This window comes from Brachybacterium kimchii (assembly GCF_023373525.1).
GTDB classification, from domain to species: Bacteria; Actinomycetota; Actinomycetes; order Actinomycetales; family Dermabacteraceae; genus Brachybacterium; species Brachybacterium kimchii.
Window position 1 is genome coordinate 4,164,679 of the sequence record NZ_CP097218.1, and the last position, 18,381, is coordinate 4,183,059.

Below are 18,381 nucleotides of genomic sequence, written 5' to 3' on the forward strand. Positions count from 1 at the left end.
CGAACAGCCGTCCCGAGGGTTAGCACTCGTGTTGCGCGAGTGCCAGAGCGGGTTCTAGAGTGGCGTCGTTGGCAGTCATCGGCCGAGAGTGCCAGATGGCCGCCGCGACCGGGTTCCCCCGGGTCGGCACCGCGACGACGACCAGGACCGGGAACCCGTCCAGAACTCACGTCGAGTCTTAGAACACGAAGGAGTGAGCCGCATGTCGGTCTCCATCAAGCCCCTCGAGGATCGCGTCGTCGTCCAGCCCACCGAGGCTGAGCAGACCACCGCGTCCGGTCTCGTCATCCCGGACACCGCCCAGGAGAAGCCCCAGGAGGGCACCGTCGTCGCCGTCGGCGAGGGCCGTTTCGACGACAAGGGCCAGCGCATCCCGCTGGACGTCAAGGTCGGCGACAAGGTCGTCTACTCGAAGTACGGCGGCACCGAGCTGAAGTACTCCGGCGAGGAGTACCTGATCCTGGGCTCCCGCGACATCCTCGCGATCGTCGAGGCCTGATCCATGGCCAAGGAGATCATCTACGACGAGGAAGCGCGCCGCGCCCTCGAGCGCGGGGTCGACAAGCTCGCCGACACCGTCAAGGTGACGCTCGGCCCCAAGGGCCGCAACGTCGTCCTCGACAAGAAGTGGGGCGCGCCCACCATCACGAACGATGGTGTGACCATCGCCCGCGAGGTCGAGCTCGAGGATCCCTACGAGAACCTCGGCGCGCAGCTCGCGAAGGAGGTGTCCACCAAGACGAACGACGTCGCCGGTGACGGCACCACCACCGCGACCGTGCTCGCCCAGGCGCTCGTGCACGAGGGCCTGCGCAACGTCGCCTCCGGCGCCGCTCCCTCCGCGCTCAAGCGCGGCATGGAGTCCGCGGTCGAGGCCGTCTCCGCGCAGCTCGGCGAGGTCGCCATCGAGATCGAGGGCAAGGACCAGATCGCCGATGTCGCCGCCATCTCGAGCCAGGACCGCGAGATCGGCGAGCTGCTCGCCGAGGCCTTCGACAAGGTCGGCAAGGACGGCGTCATCACCGTGGAGGAGTCCTCCACCACGGCGATGGAGCTGGACTTCACCGAGGGCATGCAGTTCGACAAGGGCTACATCTCCCCGCACTTCGTGACCGACGCGGACCGCCAGGAGGTCGTCCTCGAGGACGCCTACGTCCTGCTCAACCAGGGGAAGATCTCGGCCGTGGCCGACATCCTGCCGCTGCTCGAGAAGGTCGTCGAGTCCGGCAAGCCGCTGTTCATCATCTCGGAGGACGTCGACGGCGAGGCCCTGTCCACGCTCGTCGTGAACAAGCTGCGCGGCGCCTTCAAGGGCGCGGCCGTGAAGGCCCCGGCCTTCGGCGACCGCCGCAAGGCCATGCTCCAGGACATCGCGGTGCTCACCGGCGCCCAGGTCGTCACCCCCGATCTCGGCCTGGACCTCAAGTCCGTGGGCACCGAGGTGCTGGGCCACGCCGGCCGTGTCGTCGTCACCAAGGACACCACCACCATCGTGGGCGGTGCCGGTGACGACCAGGCGGTCGCGGACCGGGTCGCGCAGATCCGCTCCGAGATCGAGGCCACCGACTCCGACTGGGACCGCGAGAAGCTCCAGGAGCGCCTCGCGAAGCTCGCCGGCGGCGTGTCCGTCATCAAGGTGGGCGCCCACACGGAGGTCGAGCTCAAGGAGAAGAAGATGCGCATCGAGGACGCGGTCTCCGCGACTCGTGCGGCCATCGAGGAGGGCATCGTGGCGGGCGGCGGCAGCGCGCTCGTGCAGGCGTCCTCCGTCCTCTCCGAGCAGCTGGGCCTGGCGGGCGACGAGGCCGTCGGCGCACGCGCCGTCGCCAAGGCGCTCGTCGAGCCGCTGCGCTGGATCGCCGAGAACGCGGGCCTCGAGGGCTACGTCGTCGTCGAGAAGGTCAAGGACGCCGAGGTCGGCCACGGCCTCGACGCCGCGACCGGCGAGTACGTCGACCTCGTGAAGGCCGGCATCATCGACCCGGTGAAGGTCACCCGCAGCGCCCTGCGCAACGCGGCCTCCATCGCCGCGCTGGTGCTGACCACCGAGACCCTCGTGGTCGAGAAGAAGGACGAGGACGAGGACGACTGAGTCCCCTCCCGCCCCTCGATCGCGGCGCCCCGTCGGAGTCCCTCCGGCGGGGCGCCGCGCTGTCCGGTGCCGGGCGATCACCGGACCGGGAGGAGCCGTCCCCGCGCGGTGCGCGACGCGATGCGGAGTGCTCCCAGGGACGGGGGAGCGGGACCCTAGAATCAGAACCCGTCGGCGCGTCGGCAGTGCACCCCAGCATGCCGTCGCCACGCACGCATCATGCACGCCGCAGGCACGGAGCAGGAACGAAGGGAGCGCCGTGGACCCCATCAGCTCGGACGCCCCCGAGGCGATGCCCGAGCGCGTCTACGGGCCCGCCGCGAGCGGCGTCGTCGGCACCCTCATCACCGCAGCGCTCTGCGCCGGCGTGCTCGAGTTCCTCGTGCTCACGAGCTTCCTGGGCCAGCACCTGTGGCACGACGCGCGCCTCGGCCACGACGCCGTCTTCACCCTCCCGCTGCTGATCTGGGTGATCGTGCTGGTGGTGACCATCGGGTGGGCCCTGCGCACCCTCACCATCTGGCTGCAGGTCGACGAGCACGGCTTCCGCCTGCGCGGCCTGTGCCGCCGCACCCGCACCGCGGACTGGGACGAGGTGGGCAGCGTGGTCGCGATCCGCGACATCAGGCGCCCCGGCCGTGCCGCCGAGCTGCTCGACTCCGGATCCATGTTCGACGCCCTCGAGCTGCTGCGGCCCGACGGCACGCGCCTCGCCGTCGTCTCCGGCCGCGTGTTCGGCCCCCGCGCCCAGCTCGAGACGCTGCGCCGCGCCCGCGGCGCCGGAGTGCCCATCGAGCAGATCGAGTCCATCGGCGTCGAGGAGCTGCGCCGCACCCACCGTGACTGGATCTCCCTCGCCGAGGCCCACCCGAACCTGCTGCTCGCGATGCTCGTGCTCTTCTACATCGCCCACAACGCGGTGACCTTCGCGATCTGGGGCCTGTGATGGGCCGCGCCGCCCGGCGCCGGGCGCGCCGCGCAGCGCCGCCCCTGCCCCAGCGGGACGGGCTGGATCCCGTGCGCTGGAAGGTCGGGCCGACGGACGGGGCCGATGCGTCGCACGCCCTCGACGCCCTGGCGGCCCGCTTCCCCGCGCTGCTCGATCCCGCGGCCACGGCGCTCGCCTCCCGCTTCGACGCGGGTGACGTGGTGGGGGCCGACGGCCGGGCGTGGTCGGCGTCCGATCCCGTCGGGCCCGGCGACGAGCTCTGGTTCCACCGCGAGCTGCGGGACGAGAACGTTGACGGCCCGGACCCGCGGATCCTGCTGCACGACGACCATCTGCTCGTCGTCGACAAGCCGCACGACATGGCGACCATGCCGCGCGGGGCCCATGTGCTCGCGAGCGCCCTGGTCTGTCTGCGCCGCGCGACGGGCATCGAGACCCTCGCCCCGCTGCACCGCCTGGACCGCCGCACCGCGGGCGTGCTCGCCTTCGGCGTCGTCCCGGCCGAGCGCGCCGCCTACCAGGGGCTCTTCGCCCGCGGGGAGGTGCGCAAGACCTACCTCGCGCGGGTCGAGGCGAGCGGAACCGTGCAGATCCCGCGGGGTGCGGGGGAGCGCTTCACGATGCGCGACCGGCTCGAGAAGACCCACGGACAGCTGCAGACGCGCGTCGTCCCCGGAGAGCCGAACGCCCTCACCGAGGGGGAGGTGCTCCGGGCGGCGGACGCCGAGGTGGGCCCCGCGGTGGGCGGCGCCGGGGCGCGAGGCGAGAGCCTCGTGCTGCGTCTGCACCCGCGCACCGGCCGCACCCACCAGCTGCGCGCCCAGCTCGCCCATCGCGGCGCCCCGATCGCGGGCGATGACCTCTACCCGCACGCCGTCCCCGCGACCGAGCCCCTCGCCCTGCTCTCCCAGGAGCTCGCCTTCACGGACCCCGTGACGGGCCGGGACCGCGCGGTCCGCAGCGAGCAGGAGCTGCCGTGAGCGCGACCCCCGGACCTGCCGCCGAGCCCCGTCCCCGTCGCACGCGCCGCGGGCTGCTCGTCGTCGGCCCGACCCTGGGCGCCCGATACCTGCCCGGGGCGCTCATCGGTCTGCCGCTGCTCGCACTGCTGCTGGGCGCGTTCCCCGCCGCCGGCATCCAGGCGTGGAGGTTCGGGCGACTGCGGGCGGGGGAGGACGACCTGCTGGTGCGTCTGCTCGCGCCCGGCATCGTGCAGTACCTCGTGGGTGTGCTCGCGGTGTGGGCGCTCGTCGCCCTGTGGGCGCTCGTGCCGCTGATCATCGTGCACCGCACCGTCCTCCTCGATGCCGAGAGCGGGACGCTGCGCCGGGTCCGCGGGCTGCGCACGGCAGGGGTGCGGGCGAGCGCGGACGTGGTGCGCATCGAGGCCGACGCGGTCCGCGGCGGGATCGGCGTGATCGCCTTCGCCGACGGCGAGGAGTGGGTGGTCCCCGAGTCCGGCTGGGACGCGGCCTCCTTCGACGGCTTCCGCGCACTGCAGGAGAGCGCCGGTCTGCCCGTGCAGCCACCCCGCGCGGTGCTCGTCGCCGCGCACCGCCGAGCCCACCGAATCGCGCGCGACCGGGAATCCGCCGCCAGGATCGGCATGCCCTGGGAACAGGCGTACGAGGACGATCCCGCGGCCTTCCTCGCCGAGTTCGACCGCCGCCGGCGGGTCCTCGGCGGCAAGGAGCCAGCCCGGCCCGGCGACCTCACGCGCGCCTCCGCGACCGGGGCCGAGCGCGGTCCGGGGAGCGATCGCCGGGAGACGTGATCCGGTGGCGCGCGCTCAGGGCCGCAGCGGGCTCAGCACCGCGCCCATGGCCTCGCGCACGACGGCCGCCTCCTCAGGGGACTCCATGGCCCCGTCGGCGCGGAGATAGCGCGTGCCGAGCACGGCCATCAGCCCGCCGACGGCGAACTCGATCCTGCGGCGCTGGACGGGATCGAGGTCGACGGGCTCGGCGCCGATCACGCTGCGGGTCACGCGCTCGCACAGCCAGTCGAAGACGACCGAGCGCGCGCGGGGGAGCGCCTCGCGCGCATCGAGCGCGGGCGACGCCTCGATCTCGCCCTGCCTCAGGCGCTCGAGGATGTGCTCGAGCGGGTCCTCGTCCGGGGCCTCCTGCAGGAATCTCCGCTCGCCCGCCTCGAGGCGATCGCGCACCACGGACGCGTAGACGTCGTCGATGTCTGCGAAGTGCTGGTAGAAGGTGGGCCGCGAGATCCCCGCGGCCTTGCACAGCTGGGAGATCGAGATCGTCTCGAGGCCCTGCTCGCGCGAGAGCGCCTCGAAGGCGTCCTTCACCGCGGTCCGTGAGCGCAGTACGCGCGCATCCTCGACGGCGCGGCCCGCCTCGCCTCGGCCCGTGGGTGCGGGCCCCTCGCTGCTGTCCATCGCCCCAGGCTACCAGCGCGTGAGGACATTCACTTACAGTTGTCAAGCAGGGTGACGACTGTAAAAGATCGCAGTCATGTCCATGCCATCACTCGCGGGCGCCGCTCGACGCGCCCCGCTGCCCATGATCCTCATGGCGATGCTCTTCCCGGTCTTCATGGCCTTCGCCTACCCCGGCTCGTACCTCTCGGCGATGCTCGAGCCCGCTCCCGACCACATGCAGCTCGCGGTCGTCGAGAGCACGAAGGACGCTCCTCAGATCGCCCAGCAGCTGCAGGCCGAGGGAGGGGACGCCGTCGACGTCACCACCGTGGCCGACACAGCCGCGGCGAAGACCGCCGTCACCGACCTCGAGGCCCGCGCCGCCTACGACCCCTCGAACGGCAGCCTCTACGTCGCCACCGCCGGCGGCGCCCAGGCCACGAGCGCGGCGCAGAGCATCTTCGACGAGGTCGCCCAGAAGACCGACCAGACCCTCCACGTCAAGGATCTGCGCGGGACCACCGCCGCCGACTCCACCGGCACCGGCTTCATGTACATGCTCACCGCGTGCCTCGTGGCCGGCTACGTCACCGCCACCATGCTCACGAGCGTCGCCCGCGGCGTCCGCCTGCCCGTGAAGCTCGCCGTGCAGGTGCTCATGTCCGTGGTCGCCGGTGTGCTCACCGCGGGAGTGTGCTTCGGCTTCTACGGCGTCTACGACCACCACCTCGTCGGCGCCGCGCTCATCGGCGGCGCCCTGTTCCTCACCGCCTCCGTCGTCCAGCTGGGATTCGCGGGTCTGCTCGGTCAGGCGTCGACGCTCGTCGGGATCAGCCTCTTCGTGATCCTCGGGGTGCCCGCCTCGGGGGTCGCCGCCACACCCGACATGCTCCCCGGGTTCTTCCGCGTCCTGCATCGCCTGCTGCCCTCGGGCGCGGGCGGCGAGCTGCTTCGGCGGGTGCTCTACTTCGACGCCCACGGCATCGGCACCTGGGTGCTGCTCCTGGTCACCTGGCTGCTCGTGGGCGCGGGCCTGGTCTGGCTGGGCACCCTGCGCTCGCCGTCGGCCGATCCGGCCACGAGCGTCGTCACCGAGGAGCGCGAGCACCTGCGCGCGCACCCGGAGGGCGGCATGTTCACCGCGTACGACGAGGCGCAGGACCGGACCGAGCACGCGCCCCAGGCGCCCCGCCATCGCGCCCCCGAGGAGGGACTGGCATGAACGAGACAGGCACCCACGAGGCCCCCGAGAACGGGGAGCCCAGGAACGAGGCACCGATGGGCGACCGTGCCCAGGACAGCACGCCCCCGCGCGGCACCCTGCTGGAGCGGCTCTCCTCCGCGCCGGCCGCCTCGGCCATCGGCGCGATGAGCGACCCGACCAAGAAGCCCGGGCCGCCGGTCGATCGGAGGCTCACGACACGGCGCATGCTCACGGTCGGCATGCTGCTCCCGCTGTTCATGCTCTTCGTGATGCCGATGGTCATGACCGGCATGACCACCCACAGCTCGCCGCGGCACATGGAGGTCGCGGTGATCGGCTCCGCCTCCGCGGCCGACGACCTCGTCACGAACCTCCAGGACTCCTCGGGGAACTCCTTCGACGTCACGCGCGTGGCCTCGGTCGACGCGGCGAAGACGCAGATCGCCGAGCACGATCTGCGCGGGGCCTACGACCCGGAGAAGGGCGTCGTCTACTACGCCGGCGCGAACGGACGACAGGTCACCGGGGCCGTCACGAGCTTCTTCGACAAGGTCGCCCAGCAGCAGGACCAGAAGCCGACGGAGCGCGACGTCGTCCCGCTCGAGGACCACGACCCGTCGGGCACGGCAGCCCTGTACCTCTCCCTCGGCACCATCCTGGGGGGCTTCATGACGGGCATCATCCTGAGCCTCATGCCCACGGGGTCGAAGGTCCGCCTGGCACTGGGGGTCGTGATGCCCGCGGTGTTCGCCACCGGGATGATCGTCTACGGCTGGGCGGTCTTCGGGATCTTCAGCGGCGTCGCGATCATGCCCTGGGTGATGCTCTTCCTGCTGAGCCTCACGGCCTGCGCCGTGACCAGCGGGCTCATGCTGAGCATGGGGCCCGCGGCGATGCCGATCGCGATCCTGCTGATCCCCCTGCTCGGCATGTCGAGCTCCGGGGTCGCCGCGCCCCTCGACATGATCGGCGGCTTCTACCGGGGCATGCACACATGGATCTTCTCCGCACAGGGGATCTCCGGCGTGCGCGATGCCCTCTACTTCGACGACGCCTCCCTCACGGTGCCGGTGCTCGTGCTGCTCGCCTGGATGGTGGGCGGCGTCCTGCTCGCGGCACTGGGAACCCTCCGGCAGAAGCGGCGGCACCTCTTCGCCATGCTCACCGAGCAGGAGGAGACGAGCACCGCGCTCGCCGTCGGCGCCGCGGCGGCCTGAGCGGACAGCGCGGCCCAGCCTCATCGGCAGGGCGCAGGGCGTGGCCCGTCCCACGTCCCAGCGCCCTGCCGGTGCCCCCGGACCCCCGAGTAGCATCGGTGCATGACGAGTGCGGACCCCTTCGGTTTTGTCGGCCTGACCTATGACGACGTCCTGCTGCTGCCGGGCGAGACGGATGTGATCCCCTCCGAGGTGGACACCTCGAGCCGGCTCACCCGCGAGATCACCCTGCGCGTGCCTCTCGCGAGCGCCGCCATGGACACCGTCACCGAGTCGCGGATGGCGATCGCGATGGCCCGCCACGGCGGCATCGGCATCCTCCACCGCAACCTCTCCATCGAGGACCAGGCCCACCAGGTCGACCTCGTCAAGCGCACCCAGACCGGCCGCATCTCCAACCCGGTCACCATCGGCCCCGACGCGACGCTCGAGCAGTTCGACGAGATCTGCGGCCAGTACCGCGTCTCCGGCCTCCCCGTGGTCGACGCCGACGAGCGCCTGCTGGGCATCTGCACCAACCGCGACCTGCGCTTCATCCCCGTCGCCGACTGGGCGGGCACCCGCGTGCGCGACGTGATGACCACCGAGCTGTTCACCGCGCCCAGCGACGTCTCCCAGGAGGAGGCGACCGCCCGGCTGCGCCGCAACAAGCGCGAGCGCCTCCCGCTCGTCGACGCCGAGGGCCGCCTGACCGGCCTCATCACCGTCAAGGACTTCGTGAAGTCCGAGCAGTTCCCCGACGCCTCGAAGGACGCCCAGGGCCGACTGCTGGTCGGCGCCGGCGTCGGCTTCTTCGGCGACTCCCTCGAGCGTGCGGGCGCCCTCACCGAGGCCGGGGTCGACGTGCTCGTCGTCGACACCGCGAACGGCCACGCGCGCCTCGCCCTCGAGATGATCCGTCGCATCAAGAGCGACCCGGCCTTCGCCGGCGTCCAGGTCATCGGCGGCAACGTCGCCACGCGCCCGGGCGCGCAGGCGCTCGTCGACGCGGGGGCCGACGCGGTCAAGGTCGGCGTCGGTCCCGGCTCCATCTGCACCACGCGCGTGGTCGCGGGCGTCGGGGTGCCGCAGGTCACCGCGATCCACGAGGCCTCCAAGGCCACGAAGCCCGCGGGCGTCCCGCTGATCGGCGACGGCGGCCTCCAGTACTCGGGCGACATCGCAAAGGCCCTCGTCGCGGGCGCGGACACCGTCATGCTGGGCTCGCTGCTGGCCGGCACCGAGGAGTCCCCGGGCGAGATCGTGCTGGTGGGCGGCAAGCAGTTCAAGTCCTACCGGGGCATGGGCTCGCTCGGCGCGATGGCCTCGCGCGGCAAGAAGTCCTTCTCGAAGGACCGCTACTTCCAGGCAGACGTCGAGAGCGACGACAAGATCGTCCCCGAGGGCATCGAAGGGCGCGTCTCCTACCGCGGCAAGCTCGGCACCGTGCTGCATCAGCTCGCGGGCGGCCTGCACCAGTCCATGTTCTACGTGGGCGCGAACACCGTGGGCGAGCTCAAGGAGAACGGCCAGTTCGTGCGCATCACCCCAGCCGGTCTCAAGGAGTCCCACCCCCACGACATGGCCGCGATCATGGAGGCGCCGAACTACTCGGCGCACTGAGCCCGGCGGGCCGACCGACCAGTCGGTCGTCGACCGACTACTCGGCGCGCGCGGCGGGGTCCGTGTCGCCGCTGTGCTCGTAGCCGATCAGCCAGAGCACGCCGAAACGATCCCGGACCTGCCCGTCGGACGCTCCCCACGGGCGCCGCTGCAGATCCTCGACGACCTCGCCGTCGGCCGCGAGATGCGCGAACCACGTGCGCAGGGTCGTGGGGTCCGCCGCGCCCAGCAGGGCGAGCATGAGGCCCTCGAGCCGCAGCGGGGCGTCGCCCGCGGAATCCGAGGCGTACAGCGCGACCGGGCCGCGCAGCTGCGCGTGGGCGATGGCGTCGCCCGGCAGGTCCTCGCGGCCCATCTCGGCGGCGGTGTGCGCGCTGAGCTCGCCGCCGAAGACCCCCTGGTAGAACTCCAGGGCCTCGCGGGCGGTGCCGGGGAAGTGCAGGTAGGGCGCAGGAGCGTTCATGCGGACCGACCCTACGCCTCGCGCCCGTCCTCCCCGCATACCTGTCGTCCACAGCCCCGACGGCGCGGTCTCGGACGTCGGGGAGCGCGCATAGGGTGGTCGCCATGAGCATCCCCTGGACGCAGGCCCCGCTGCTGGGCTTCGACACCGAGACCACCGGGACCGACGTCGCGCAGGACCGCATCGTCACCGCGGCACTCGTCCACTCCGCCGGTCCGGGGCGCGAGAACGAGACCATCGCGACCTGGCTGATCGACCCAGGAGTCGAGATCCCCGAGCCCGCCCGGAAGGTGCACGGCATCTCCACCGAGCACGCGCGCGAGCACGGCATGCAGCCCGCGCCCGCGCTCGAGGAGGTTGCGAGCATGCTGGCCGAGGCGCTCGCGAAGGAGGTCCCGCTCATCGCCTTCAACGGCAGCTTCGACCTCCAGATCCTCGAGAACGAGCTGCGTCGTCTGGGGCTGCCCACCCTCGCCGAGCGACTCGGGCACGACGTCGCCCCGATGCTCGACCCGCTGGTCATCGACCGCGGCGTGGACCGCTTCCGCAAGGGCAAGCGCACCCTGAGCGCCCTCATGGAGCACTACGGCGTGGTCACCGACGGCAGGCTGCACACGGCCGATGTGGACGTCTCCGGCACGCTCGACGTGCTGCGCGCCCAGGTCGCCGCCTTCCCGCAGCTGGGCGGGACGACCCTCGCCGAGCTGCACCAGCAGCAGATCACCTGGCACCTGGACTGGGCGAAGAACTTCAACGAGTTCCTGCAGAAGAAGGGCAAGACGCCCGACGTGCCGCTGAGCTGGCCGCTGTGAGGAGCCCCGGTAGACTGTCATGGTGATGAGCGAGATCGAGATCGGCCGGAACAAGCGGGGACGCCGCGGATACAGCTTCGACGACGTCGCGGTGGTGCCCTCCCGGCGCACCCGCGACCCCGAGGACGTCTCCACCGCCTGGCAGGTGGACGCCTACCACTTCGACATCCCGATTTTCTCGGCCCCCATGGACTCGGTCGTCTCCCCGGAGGTCGCGATCGCCCTGGGCCGCGCCGGTGGTCTGGGCGTGCTCGACCTCGAGGGCCTGTGGACCCGCTACGAGGATCCGACTCCCCAGCTGGACCGCATCACCTCGGCGAGCGAGGAGGAGGAGGTCGTCGGCGTCCTCCGCGAGGCCTACGAGGAGCCGATCAAGCCTGAGCTGATCACCGAGCGCATCCGTCAGCTGCGCGAGGCCGGGGTCACTGCCGCGGGCTCCCTCTCGCCGCAGCGCACGCAGGAGCACTGGCGCACCGTCGTCGACGCGGGCGTGGACCTCTTCTTCATCCGCGGCACGACCGTCTCGGCGGAGCACGTCTCCTCGGGGCGCGAGCCGCTGAACCTCAAGCGCTTCATCTACGAGCTGGACGTCCCCGTCATCGTGGGCGGCTGCGCGACCTACACCGCGGCCCTGCACCTCATGCGCACGGGCGCCGCGGGCGTGCTCGTCGGCTTCGGCGGCGGCGCCTCCCACACCACCCGCGAGACCCTCGGCATCCAGGTGCCTCTCGCGACCGCCGTGGCCGATGTGGCCGCCGCGCGCCGCGACTACATGGACGAGTCCGGCGGCCGCTACGTGCACGTCATCGCCGACGGCGGCCTGGGCCGCAGCGGCGACCTCGTCAAGGCGATCGCCTGCGGGGCCGACGGCCTGATGGTCGGCGCGGCCCTCGCGCGCGCCGAGGAGGCCCCCGGCCGTGGCTACCACTGGGGGAGCGAGGCGCACCACCCGACGCTGCCGCGCGGTCACCGCGTGGAGGTCAGCACCGTCGCGCCGCTGGACCAGATCCTCTTCGGCCCGGGCCTGAGCGCCGAGGGCACCACGAACCTCGTGGGCGCCCTGCGTCACGCCATGGCGACCACCGGCTACACGGAGCTCAAGGAGTTCCAGCGCATCGAGGTCGTCACCACCCGCTGATCCCGGTCCCGAGGTGCCGGGCGTCGGCGAACGCGTCGTCCCCGGCTGCGGCGCTATGGCACCTGGCACCCCGTCGAACCTGTCCAGCGGGTAAGGGTGCCCTTGCATCCGGTCGTCGCTCGTGGTCCACTTGTCCTGACGCCACGTCAGAACGAAGTGGCATGCACCCCCGGGAGACGACGATGACAGCTCTGGACACCCCCGCCGCGCCCTTCGCTCAGCGCCTGCGCGACGCCACGCGCGCCGAGCACTCGGACGCCGAGAGCAAGGGCTTCATCACCGCGCTCATGGGCGGTGAGCTGGGGGAGCTCGACTACTGGCGCCTGCTGGGCCAGTACCTCCCGCTCTATAACGCGCTCGAGGAGGCGATCGAGACGGCCGCAGCGCGCTCCGCGCTCGCCGCGTCGTTCCAGGTTCCGCGCCTCGCCCGCGCCGAGGCGATCCGCGCAGACCTCGCCGCGCGCTTCGGCGCCGCCGCCCCCGTGGTCGACGGCGTCTCACTCACCGCGCCGCTGCCTGCGACCGCCGCCTATGCCGAGCGGATCCGCAGCGCCTCCGTGCCCGCGCTGCTCGCGCACCATTACCTGCGCTACCTCGGCGACCTCTCGGGCGGGCAGGCCATCGGCGCGCTCGTCGCGCGGCACTACGCCGTGCCGCGCGAGCAGCTGACCATGTGGGACTTCTCGGAGATCGACGCACCGAAGCGCGTGAAGGACGCCTACCGCGCGCGCCTGGACGACATCACCGATCCCGCCGTGCAGGAGGAGTTCCTCGCCGAGGCGCGCGAGGGCTACCGGCTCGCCGGCGCCCTGTTCGCGGCGCTCGACCCGCGCTGATCACCGTCGGCCGACGGGCTGATCCTGCCGGCCGACGGAACGGGCTCTCCACGGGGATCAGTGCTGCTGGTACCCCTGGAACTGCTGGTGCTGCTGCATGTGCTCGCGGATCTGCCGGGAGGAGCGCACGCGCGCGACGATGCCCCAGATGAGCAGGATCAGCGCGATGATGCCGAGCAGGATCGGGATGCCGAAGCCGACGCCCGCGGCGATCAGGACGCCGGTCATCCCGACGTCCGCGACGGCCACGTCGCTGGCGCCCTCGCAGGAGACCTGCACGGTCTGGTCGCCCGAGACGTTGAACGTGCCCACGGCGGTGTACGAGGCGCCGTCGACCGTGGACGTCATCCCTTCGCCCGAGGTGCTGTCCATGGACGTGTCGCCGCCGGACACGGAGCACGTGGCCGCGTCGGCCTCCTCGGTGGGCACGTACACGTAGTACATGGACATGCCGGACGCCTTGACGCTCCCGCTCTCGGACCCGAGCGAGGTGGCATCGACGTTCGTCACGACGACGACTGCCACGATCACTGCGGCGACGAGCGGCATCACGACCAGCCCGATGAGGTTCGCGACGATGCCGAGCGCGCCGAAGATGATGCGCTTCAGCCCGCGCTTCTTCGGGGGCGCCTGGTAGGCGGACTCGGAGGGGTACGGGCTCGCGGGGCCGTAGGCAGGGGGCGGGACGGTCATGGTGACCCTTTCAGGAGGTGAGGAGGGGAGAGGGGGAGGAGGATCGGGCGCGGGACGCGTCAGCCCCGCGCGACGGCGAGGGTCTGCTGGGCGATCTCGAGCTCCTCGTCGGTGGGGACGATGAGGACGCGCACGGGGGAGTCGTCGGTCGAGATCGTGCGGATGCCTGGTGCTCGCTCGGCGTTGCGCTCGCGGTCCAGGACGATGCCGAAGCCCGCGAGACCGGCGAGGGTGCGCTCGCGGACCTCGGGCACGTTCTCGCCGATGCCGGCGGTGAACGCGATGACGTCCAGTCCGCCGAGCGCGAAGGCGTAGGAGCCCAGGTACTTGCGCAGACGGTGCACGTAGACCTGCATGGCGAGCTCCGCGGTCTCGTCGCCGTTGCGGATCGCCTGGGTGATGTCGCGGAAGTCGCTCATGCCGCACAGGCCCTGCATGCCCGAGCGCTTGTTGAGCAGGGTGTCGATGTCCTCGACGCTCATGCCCGCGCTGCGGTGCAGATGCACGAAGACGGCCGGGTCGATGTCGCCCGTGCGGGTGCCCATGACCAGGCCCTCGAGCGGGGTGAGGCCCATCGAGGTGTCGACGGGTGCGCCGTCGGCGACCGCGGAGGCGGAGGCGCCGTTGCCCAGGTGCAGCACGACCTGGCGGAGGCCCGATGCGTCCGTCCCCTCGGAGGTCAGCAGCTCGGTGACTTTCTTCGAGACGTACTGGTGGCTCGTGCCGTGGGCGCCGTAGCGACGGATCCGGTACTCGTCCGCGACGCCCTTGTTCAGCGCGTAGGTGCGGGAGGCCGCGGGCAGGTCCGCGAAGAAGGCGGTGTCGAACACGGCCACGTGCGGGATGTCCGGGAGCATGCGCCGCGCCGCGTCGATGCCGTCGACGGCCGGCGGGTTGTGCAGCGGCGCGAGCGAGCTGAGGTCGGCGATCTGGTCGCGCACCCAGGAGTCGATGGGCGTGGGCGCGGAGAAGCGCGCCCCGCCCTGGACGACGCGGTGCCCGACGGCGACCACGTGCGCATCCTCGAGGGCCAGCCCCACCTGGTCGAACAGCTCCATGACGATCTGCATGGCCACCACGTGGTCCGGGACCTCGCCCTGGTGCGCGCCGTACGCCTCGCCCGCGGTGATGCGGCCCATGCCCTGGTCCAGGCCGATGCGCTCGATGATGCCCGAGGCGAAGACCTCGCCCGCGAGCGGGTCGAGCAGCTGGAACTTCAGGGACGAGGAGCCCGAGTTCACCACGAGCACGGTCGAGGTGCCCGCGGACGGGGCGTCCGGGCCGAGCTCGGCGGCATCGGAGGAACCGGGAGCGTCGGGGGTGCTGGGGGTGCTCATGCGTCCTCCTGGGTGGGGGTCGTGCCGGACTGATCCGCGGCCTGCGCCTGGATCGCGGTGATCACGACCGTGTTGATGATGTCGTCCACGAGCGCTCCGCGGGAGAGGTCGTTGACCGGCTTGTTCAGGCCCTGCAGAACGGGGCCGATGGCGATCGCGCCGGCCGAGCGCTGCACCGCCTTGTAGGTGTTGTTGCCCGTGTTCAGGTCGGGGAAGACGAACACCGTCGCGCGTCCCGCGACGGCCGAGTCCGGCAGCTTCGTCTTCGCGACGGAGGCGTCCACGGCCGCGTCGTACTGGATGGGCCCCTCCACATCCAGGTCCGGGTGCTGGGAGCGGACCGCGGCGGTCGCCTCGCGGACCTTGTCGACGTCGGCACCGGTGCCCGAGCTGCCCGTGGAGTAGGACAGCATCGCGACGCGGGGGTCGACGCCGAACTGGCGGGCGGTCTCCGCGGACTGCACGGCGATGTCCGCGAGCTGCACGGCCGTGGGGTCGGGGTTCACCGCGCAGTCGCCGTAGACGAGCACGCGGTCCTGAAGCGCCATGAGGAACACCGAGGAGACGATCTTCGCGCCCGGCTTGGTCTTGATGATCTCGAAGCTCGGGCGGATCGTGTGGGCCGTGGAGTGGACGGCGCCGGAGACCATGCCGTCCGCCGTGCCGAGCTGCACCATCATGGTGCCGAAGTAGGAGACGTCCTGGACCTTCTCCCGGGCCTGCTCGAGGGTCACGCCCTTCTTCGCGCGCAGACGCGCGTACTCGGCGGCGAACCGCTCCACGAGCTCCGGATCGTGCGGGGAGATCACGGTGGCCTCGGAGATGTCGTGGCCCAGCTGCGCGGCGCGCGAGCGGATCGTGGTCTCCTCGCCCAGCAGGACCAGGTCCGCGACGCCGCGGGCCAGGATGGCCGCGGCCGCCGCGAGGATCCGCGGCTCGTCGCCCTCGGGCAACACGATCGTCTTCTTCTCGTCGCGTGCGCGCGCGAGCAGCTCGAACTCGAACATCATCGGGGTGACCACGTCGCTGCGGGTCACGTCCAGGGTCTCCAGCAGCTCCTCCATGGGCAGGTGCTCGGCGACCGCGCGGCGCGCCGCGTCGAGCTTCTGCGGGCTGTCGGCGGTGAGGCGGCCATGGGTGCCGGCGATCGCGACCGCGGCCTCGTAGGTCGAGTCCTCGGTGGCGATGATCGGAAGGTCCTGCTGCACGCCCTCGATCAGGCGGGTGACCTCGCTCGGGATCTCGTAGCCGCCGGTCAGCACGATCGAGCTGAGGGCCGGGAACGTGCCCGACTGCTGGGCGAGGAACAGCCCCGGCAGCAGGTCGTAGCGGTCGCCGGGGGCGATCACCGTGCAGTTCTCCGTGAGGCGCCGCAGCACGTTGGGCAGGCTCATCGCCGCGACCAGGTTGCCCAGGGCCACGCGTCCCAGCCACTCGGGATTGCCCTGGACCAGGGTGCCGCCGACCGCATCCTTGAGCGCCTGCACGGTGGGCGCCATGATCACCGGGTTCTCCGGGATCGCGGCGACGACCACGCCCGCGGGCAGTCGCGCGGAGACGGCCTCGCGGGTCGCCTCGAGCTGCTCGGGGTCGCTGCGGTTCGCGACCAGCGCGATCGGCATCGCGTGGTGGGAGGCGAACTCCTGCACGCTGACCTGCGCGAGCGCCGCGACCTGATCGGGCGTTCGGTCCAGTCCCGAGACCACGATGACGACGGGGGCCGAGAGGTTCGCGGCGACCTCGGCGTTGAAGGCGAGCTCGGTGGGGTTCGCCATGTCGTCGTAGTCCGAGCCGAGCACGACGAGCGCCGAATAGCGCTGCGCGAGCTCGTGGTACTTCGCGAGGATCTCCTCCTGCGCGGCGTCCGGATCGGCGAGGGCCCGGCGCGAGTCGACGCCGAGCGCCTCCTCGTAGCTCTGGTCGACGGCCGGATGGGAGGTCAGCAGGTCGACCGAGTAGTCCCGATGCTCGCGGGAGCCCGCCGGCCTCGAGCCGTCGGCCCGGGGCCCCTCCGGCCCCGCGCTCTCGGCCTTGAAGACGGGTCGGAACACCCCGACTCGATCGGAGCGGGCGGCGAGGGCCTCGAGGAGGCCGAGCGCGACGCTCGACTTCCCGGTCATGCCCTCCGGACTGGCGACATACACGCTGTGCGACACCCGACCAGGATAGGTGCACCTTCCCTCGGATCCCAGGGACCGGCGATCCTGGGGACGCGCGTCACGTCCGGGCCCGCGCTCCCGGCTCGCGCACGGGGGCGCCGCCTACCATGGTCGCGTGCTCCGCGTCGCCCTCCGTCCCCGGTTCCTGGGGCTGCTCGCCCTCATGGTGGTGGCGACGCTCGTCTGCGGCCTGCTGGCCACCTGGCAGTGGGACCGGGCGCACCGCGCACTCACCCAGCAGACCGGCGAGGACCGCACGCTGGGCCAGATCGCCGACGTGCTCGAGCCCGGCAAGGCCGTCACCAACGAGATCGCCGGCGGCATCGTCGACGCGAGCGGCACCTACGACCCCGACCAGCAGGTGCTCGTCCCCGGCCGCCGCATCGACGGCGAGGACGCCGTGATCGTGGTGACCGCCCTGCACGTGAAGACGGGCTCGGGGGCCGACGGCACGGCCGGCTCGGACGACGCCCTGCTGCCCGTCGCGCGCGGCTGGATCCCCGAGAAGCAGGTGACCGGCGACGACGGCGAGGTCGACCCCTCGCTCGCTCCCGCGCCGCCCACGGGCGAGGTGAGCGTGAACGGTCGGCTCGAGGCGAGCGAGGCCGCGACCAACGGCCTCGAGGACGGCATCGCCCAGGAGATCGCGACCCCGCTGCTCATCAACGAGTGGGGCTCGCCGATGTACGCCGGGTACGTCGCCGTCGGCTCCTCGCAGGACGGGCTGAACGGCCTGCCCAAGGCCGAGTCCCAGTTCTCCTCCGGACTGAACTGGCAGAACCTCGGCTACGCCCTGCAGTGGGTGCTGTTCGGCGGCTTCTTCCTCTACCTGTGGTGGCGCTCCGTGCGCACCGCTCATCTCGACGAGCTCGCCGAGAAGCGCGAGCAGATGCAGTCCCGGCTCGCGGGGGAGCAGCAGAGCCCTCCCGGGGAGCCCGCCAGCCCCGTCGACCGCACCCCGGCCGACCAGACCGTCGGCCCCTCGCAGGCCGACCCGACAACCGAGGGAGAGACAGGTGCAGACTCCGCGCCCGCTCGATGAGGTGACCGCCCGCGCATCCTTCGCCCGCTTCCGCTGGGCCGCGATCGCGGAGGGCATCGCCCTGCTGATCCTCGTGGGGATCATGATCATGCGCTACGGCGTCTACGGCGGCGACCCGTGGTGGGACTCCACCTCGGATCTCTGGTCCACGATCAGCAGCCGCTGGTCGCCGATCCACGGCGTGATCTACATGATCTACGTGATCCTCGGCTTCGACATGTGGAACAAGATGCGCTGGAAGCTGCCGCGCATGGTGCTCATCATGTTCTTCGGCGTCATCCCCGTGCTCTCCTTCTTCGGGGAGCGCTTCCTGCACTCCTCGATGGAGGAGGACCTGCGGCGCCGGCCCACGCTCCAGGACACCGACGGCCAGGACGGCGCCGGCGCGGCCGGCCCGGCCGGCACCGCACCCGATGGCACGGACACCCCGGGGCAGAGCCCCGCCGACGGAAAGTAG

At 71.9% G+C, this 18,381-nt stretch carries 18 protein-coding genes; 13 read left to right on the forward strand and 5 right to left on the reverse strand.

Going from position 1 to position 18,381, the window contains the following annotated elements:
- The first annotated feature begins 202 nt into the window (after positions 1-202).
- The 5 genes from groES to M4486_RS18930 all read left to right on the forward strand — a co-directional run bounded on the left by groES (position 203) and on the right by M4486_RS18930 (position 4,815).
- Positions 203-499 (forward strand): co-chaperone GroES, encoded by a 297-nt coding sequence (groES, locus tag M4486_RS18910; protein WP_152351674.1) that lies wholly within the window; start codon positions 203-205, stop codon positions 497-499.
- Positions 500-502: 3 nt separating this feature from the next.
- The gene (gene groL, locus M4486_RS18915) at positions 503-2,092 is read left to right on the forward strand and encodes a chaperonin GroEL (RefSeq protein WP_249478865.1); all 1,590 of its coding nucleotides are present in this window, start codon (positions 503-505) and stop codon (positions 2,090-2,092) included.
- Positions 2,093-2,351: 259 nt separating this feature from the next.
- Positions 2,352-3,038 (forward strand): hypothetical protein, encoded by a 687-nt coding sequence (locus tag M4486_RS18920; protein WP_249478866.1) that lies wholly within the window; start codon positions 2,352-2,354, stop codon positions 3,036-3,038.
- Positions 3,038-4,021, forward strand: a complete 984-nt coding sequence (locus M4486_RS18925) for a pseudouridine synthase (protein WP_249478867.1) — start codon at positions 3,038-3,040, stop codon at positions 4,019-4,021. The genes M4486_RS18920 and M4486_RS18925 overlap by 1 nt, the downstream gene beginning before the upstream one ends.
- Positions 4,018-4,815, forward strand: coding sequence for a hypothetical protein (locus M4486_RS18930; protein WP_249478868.1), 798 nt, complete (start codon positions 4,018-4,020; stop codon positions 4,813-4,815). Before M4486_RS18925 ends, M4486_RS18930 begins: the two co-directional genes overlap by 4 nt.
- 15 nt (positions 4,816-4,830) lie before the next feature.
- Here M4486_RS18930 and M4486_RS18935 read toward each other — a convergent pair whose 3' ends face one another.
- Positions 4,831-5,439 carry a TetR/AcrR family transcriptional regulator gene (locus M4486_RS18935; protein WP_249478869.1) on the reverse strand — a complete coding sequence of 203 codons (609 nt, stop codon included), beginning with the start codon at positions 5,437-5,439 and terminating at the stop codon, positions 4,831-4,833.
- A 76-nt stretch (positions 5,440-5,515) separates the two neighbouring features.
- On the opposite strand from M4486_RS18935, the gene M4486_RS18940 reads away from it, so the two are divergent.
- The 3 genes from M4486_RS18940 to guaB all read left to right on the forward strand — a co-directional run bounded on the left by M4486_RS18940 (position 5,516) and on the right by guaB (position 9,444).
- Positions 5,516-6,643: an ABC transporter permease gene (locus M4486_RS18940; protein WP_249478870.1), complete on the forward strand. Its 1,128-nt coding sequence runs from the start codon at positions 5,516-5,518 to the stop codon at positions 6,641-6,643.
- Positions 6,640-7,842 (forward strand): ABC-2 transporter permease, encoded by a 1,203-nt coding sequence (locus M4486_RS18945; protein WP_249478871.1) that lies wholly within the window; start codon positions 6,640-6,642, stop codon positions 7,840-7,842. The genes M4486_RS18940 and M4486_RS18945 overlap by 4 nt, the downstream gene beginning before the upstream one ends.
- 102 nt (positions 7,843-7,944) lie before the next feature.
- A complete protein-coding gene (gene guaB / locus M4486_RS18950; RefSeq protein WP_249478872.1) occupies positions 7,945-9,444 on the forward strand; it encodes an IMP dehydrogenase in 1,500 nt (499 codons plus the stop codon).
- Between the two features lie 37 nt (positions 9,445-9,481).
- Here guaB and M4486_RS18955 read toward each other — a convergent pair whose 3' ends face one another.
- On the reverse strand, positions 9,482-9,907 hold the full coding sequence (locus M4486_RS18955) for a VOC family protein (protein ID WP_249478873.1): 426 nt from the start codon (positions 9,905-9,907) through the stop codon (positions 9,482-9,484).
- Positions 9,908-10,011: 104 nt separating this feature from the next.
- Between M4486_RS18955 and M4486_RS18960 the strand changes: the two genes are divergently transcribed.
- The 3 genes from M4486_RS18960 to M4486_RS18970 all read left to right on the forward strand — a co-directional run bounded on the left by M4486_RS18960 (position 10,012) and on the right by M4486_RS18970 (position 12,693).
- Complete coding sequence (locus tag M4486_RS18960) at positions 10,012-10,719, forward strand: exonuclease domain-containing protein (protein WP_249478874.1); 708 nt, start codon at positions 10,012-10,014, stop codon at positions 10,717-10,719.
- 25 nt (positions 10,720-10,744) lie between these two features.
- Positions 10,745-11,857, forward strand: coding sequence for a GuaB3 family IMP dehydrogenase-related protein (locus M4486_RS18965; protein ID WP_249478875.1), 1,113 nt, complete (start codon positions 10,745-10,747; stop codon positions 11,855-11,857).
- Positions 11,858-12,039: 182 nt separating this feature from the next.
- Positions 12,040-12,693: a biliverdin-producing heme oxygenase gene (locus tag M4486_RS18970; protein ID WP_249478876.1), complete on the forward strand. Its 654-nt coding sequence runs from the start codon at positions 12,040-12,042 to the stop codon at positions 12,691-12,693.
- A 57-nt stretch (positions 12,694-12,750) separates the two neighbouring features.
- On the opposite strand, the gene M4486_RS18975 is transcribed toward M4486_RS18970, so the two are convergent.
- Genes M4486_RS18975 through pta form a run of 3 tightly spaced genes read right to left on the reverse strand, consistent with a single transcriptional unit; the run spans position 12,751 to position 16,879 of the window.
- On the reverse strand, positions 12,751-13,386 hold the full coding sequence (locus tag M4486_RS18975; RefSeq protein WP_249478877.1) for a hypothetical protein: 636 nt from the start codon (positions 13,384-13,386) through the stop codon (positions 12,751-12,753).
- A gap of 59 nt (positions 13,387-13,445) precedes the next feature.
- On the reverse strand, positions 13,446-14,723 hold the full coding sequence (locus tag M4486_RS18980; RefSeq protein ID WP_249478878.1) for an acetate kinase: 1,278 nt from the start codon (positions 14,721-14,723) through the stop codon (positions 13,446-13,448).
- Positions 14,720-16,879, reverse strand: coding sequence for a phosphate acetyltransferase (gene pta, locus M4486_RS18985; protein WP_283257947.1), 2,160 nt, complete (start codon positions 16,877-16,879; stop codon positions 14,720-14,722). The genes M4486_RS18980 and pta overlap by 4 nt, the downstream gene beginning before the upstream one ends.
- Positions 16,880-16,997: 118 nt before the next feature.
- Between pta and M4486_RS18990 the strand changes: the two genes are divergently transcribed.
- Both M4486_RS18990 and M4486_RS18995 read left to right on the forward strand, forming a co-directional pair.
- Entirely contained in the window at positions 16,998-17,924 is a 927-nt protein-coding gene (locus tag M4486_RS18990; RefSeq protein WP_249478879.1) for an SURF1 family protein, read from the forward strand.
- Entirely contained in the window at positions 17,899-18,381 is a 483-nt protein-coding gene (locus tag M4486_RS18995) for a DUF3817 domain-containing protein (protein ID WP_249478880.1), read from the forward strand. The genes M4486_RS18990 and M4486_RS18995 overlap by 26 nt, the downstream gene beginning before the upstream one ends.

Coding starts and splice junctions, on each gene's coding strand:
- groES (WP_152351674.1), top strand. CDS start 203: ATGTCGGTCTCCATCAAGCCCCTCGAGGATCGCGTCGTCGTCCAGCCC.
- guaB (WP_249478872.1), top strand. CDS start 7,945: ATGACGAGTGCGGACCCCTTCGGTTTTGTCGGCCTGACCTATGACGAC.
- M4486_RS18960 (WP_249478874.1), top strand. CDS start 10,012: ATGAGCATCCCCTGGACGCAGGCCCCGCTGCTGGGCTTCGACACCGAG.
- M4486_RS18975 (WP_249478877.1), bottom strand. CDS start 13,386: ATGACCGTCCCGCCCCCTGCCTACGGCCCCGCGAGCCCGTACCCCTCC.
- groL (WP_249478865.1), top strand. CDS start 503: ATGGCCAAGGAGATCATCTACGACGAGGAAGCGCGCCGCGCCCTCGAG.
- M4486_RS18980 (WP_249478878.1), bottom strand. CDS start 14,723: ATGAGCACCCCCAGCACCCCCGACGCTCCCGGTTCCTCCGATGCCGCC.
- M4486_RS18925 (WP_249478867.1), top strand. CDS start 3,038: ATGGGCCGCGCCGCCCGGCGCCGGGCGCGCCGCGCAGCGCCGCCCCTG.
- M4486_RS18965 (WP_249478875.1), top strand. CDS start 10,745: ATGAGCGAGATCGAGATCGGCCGGAACAAGCGGGGACGCCGCGGATAC.
- M4486_RS18940 (WP_249478870.1), top strand. CDS start 5,516: ATGTCCATGCCATCACTCGCGGGCGCCGCTCGACGCGCCCCGCTGCCC.
- M4486_RS18935 (WP_249478869.1), bottom strand. CDS start 5,439: ATGGACAGCAGCGAGGGGCCCGCACCCACGGGCCGAGGCGAGGCGGGC.
- M4486_RS18970 (WP_249478876.1), top strand. CDS start 12,040: ATGACAGCTCTGGACACCCCCGCCGCGCCCTTCGCTCAGCGCCTGCGC.
- M4486_RS18955 (WP_249478873.1), bottom strand. CDS start 9,907: ATGAACGCTCCTGCGCCCTACCTGCACTTCCCCGGCACCGCCCGCGAG.
- M4486_RS18945 (WP_249478871.1), top strand. CDS start 6,640: ATGAACGAGACAGGCACCCACGAGGCCCCCGAGAACGGGGAGCCCAGG.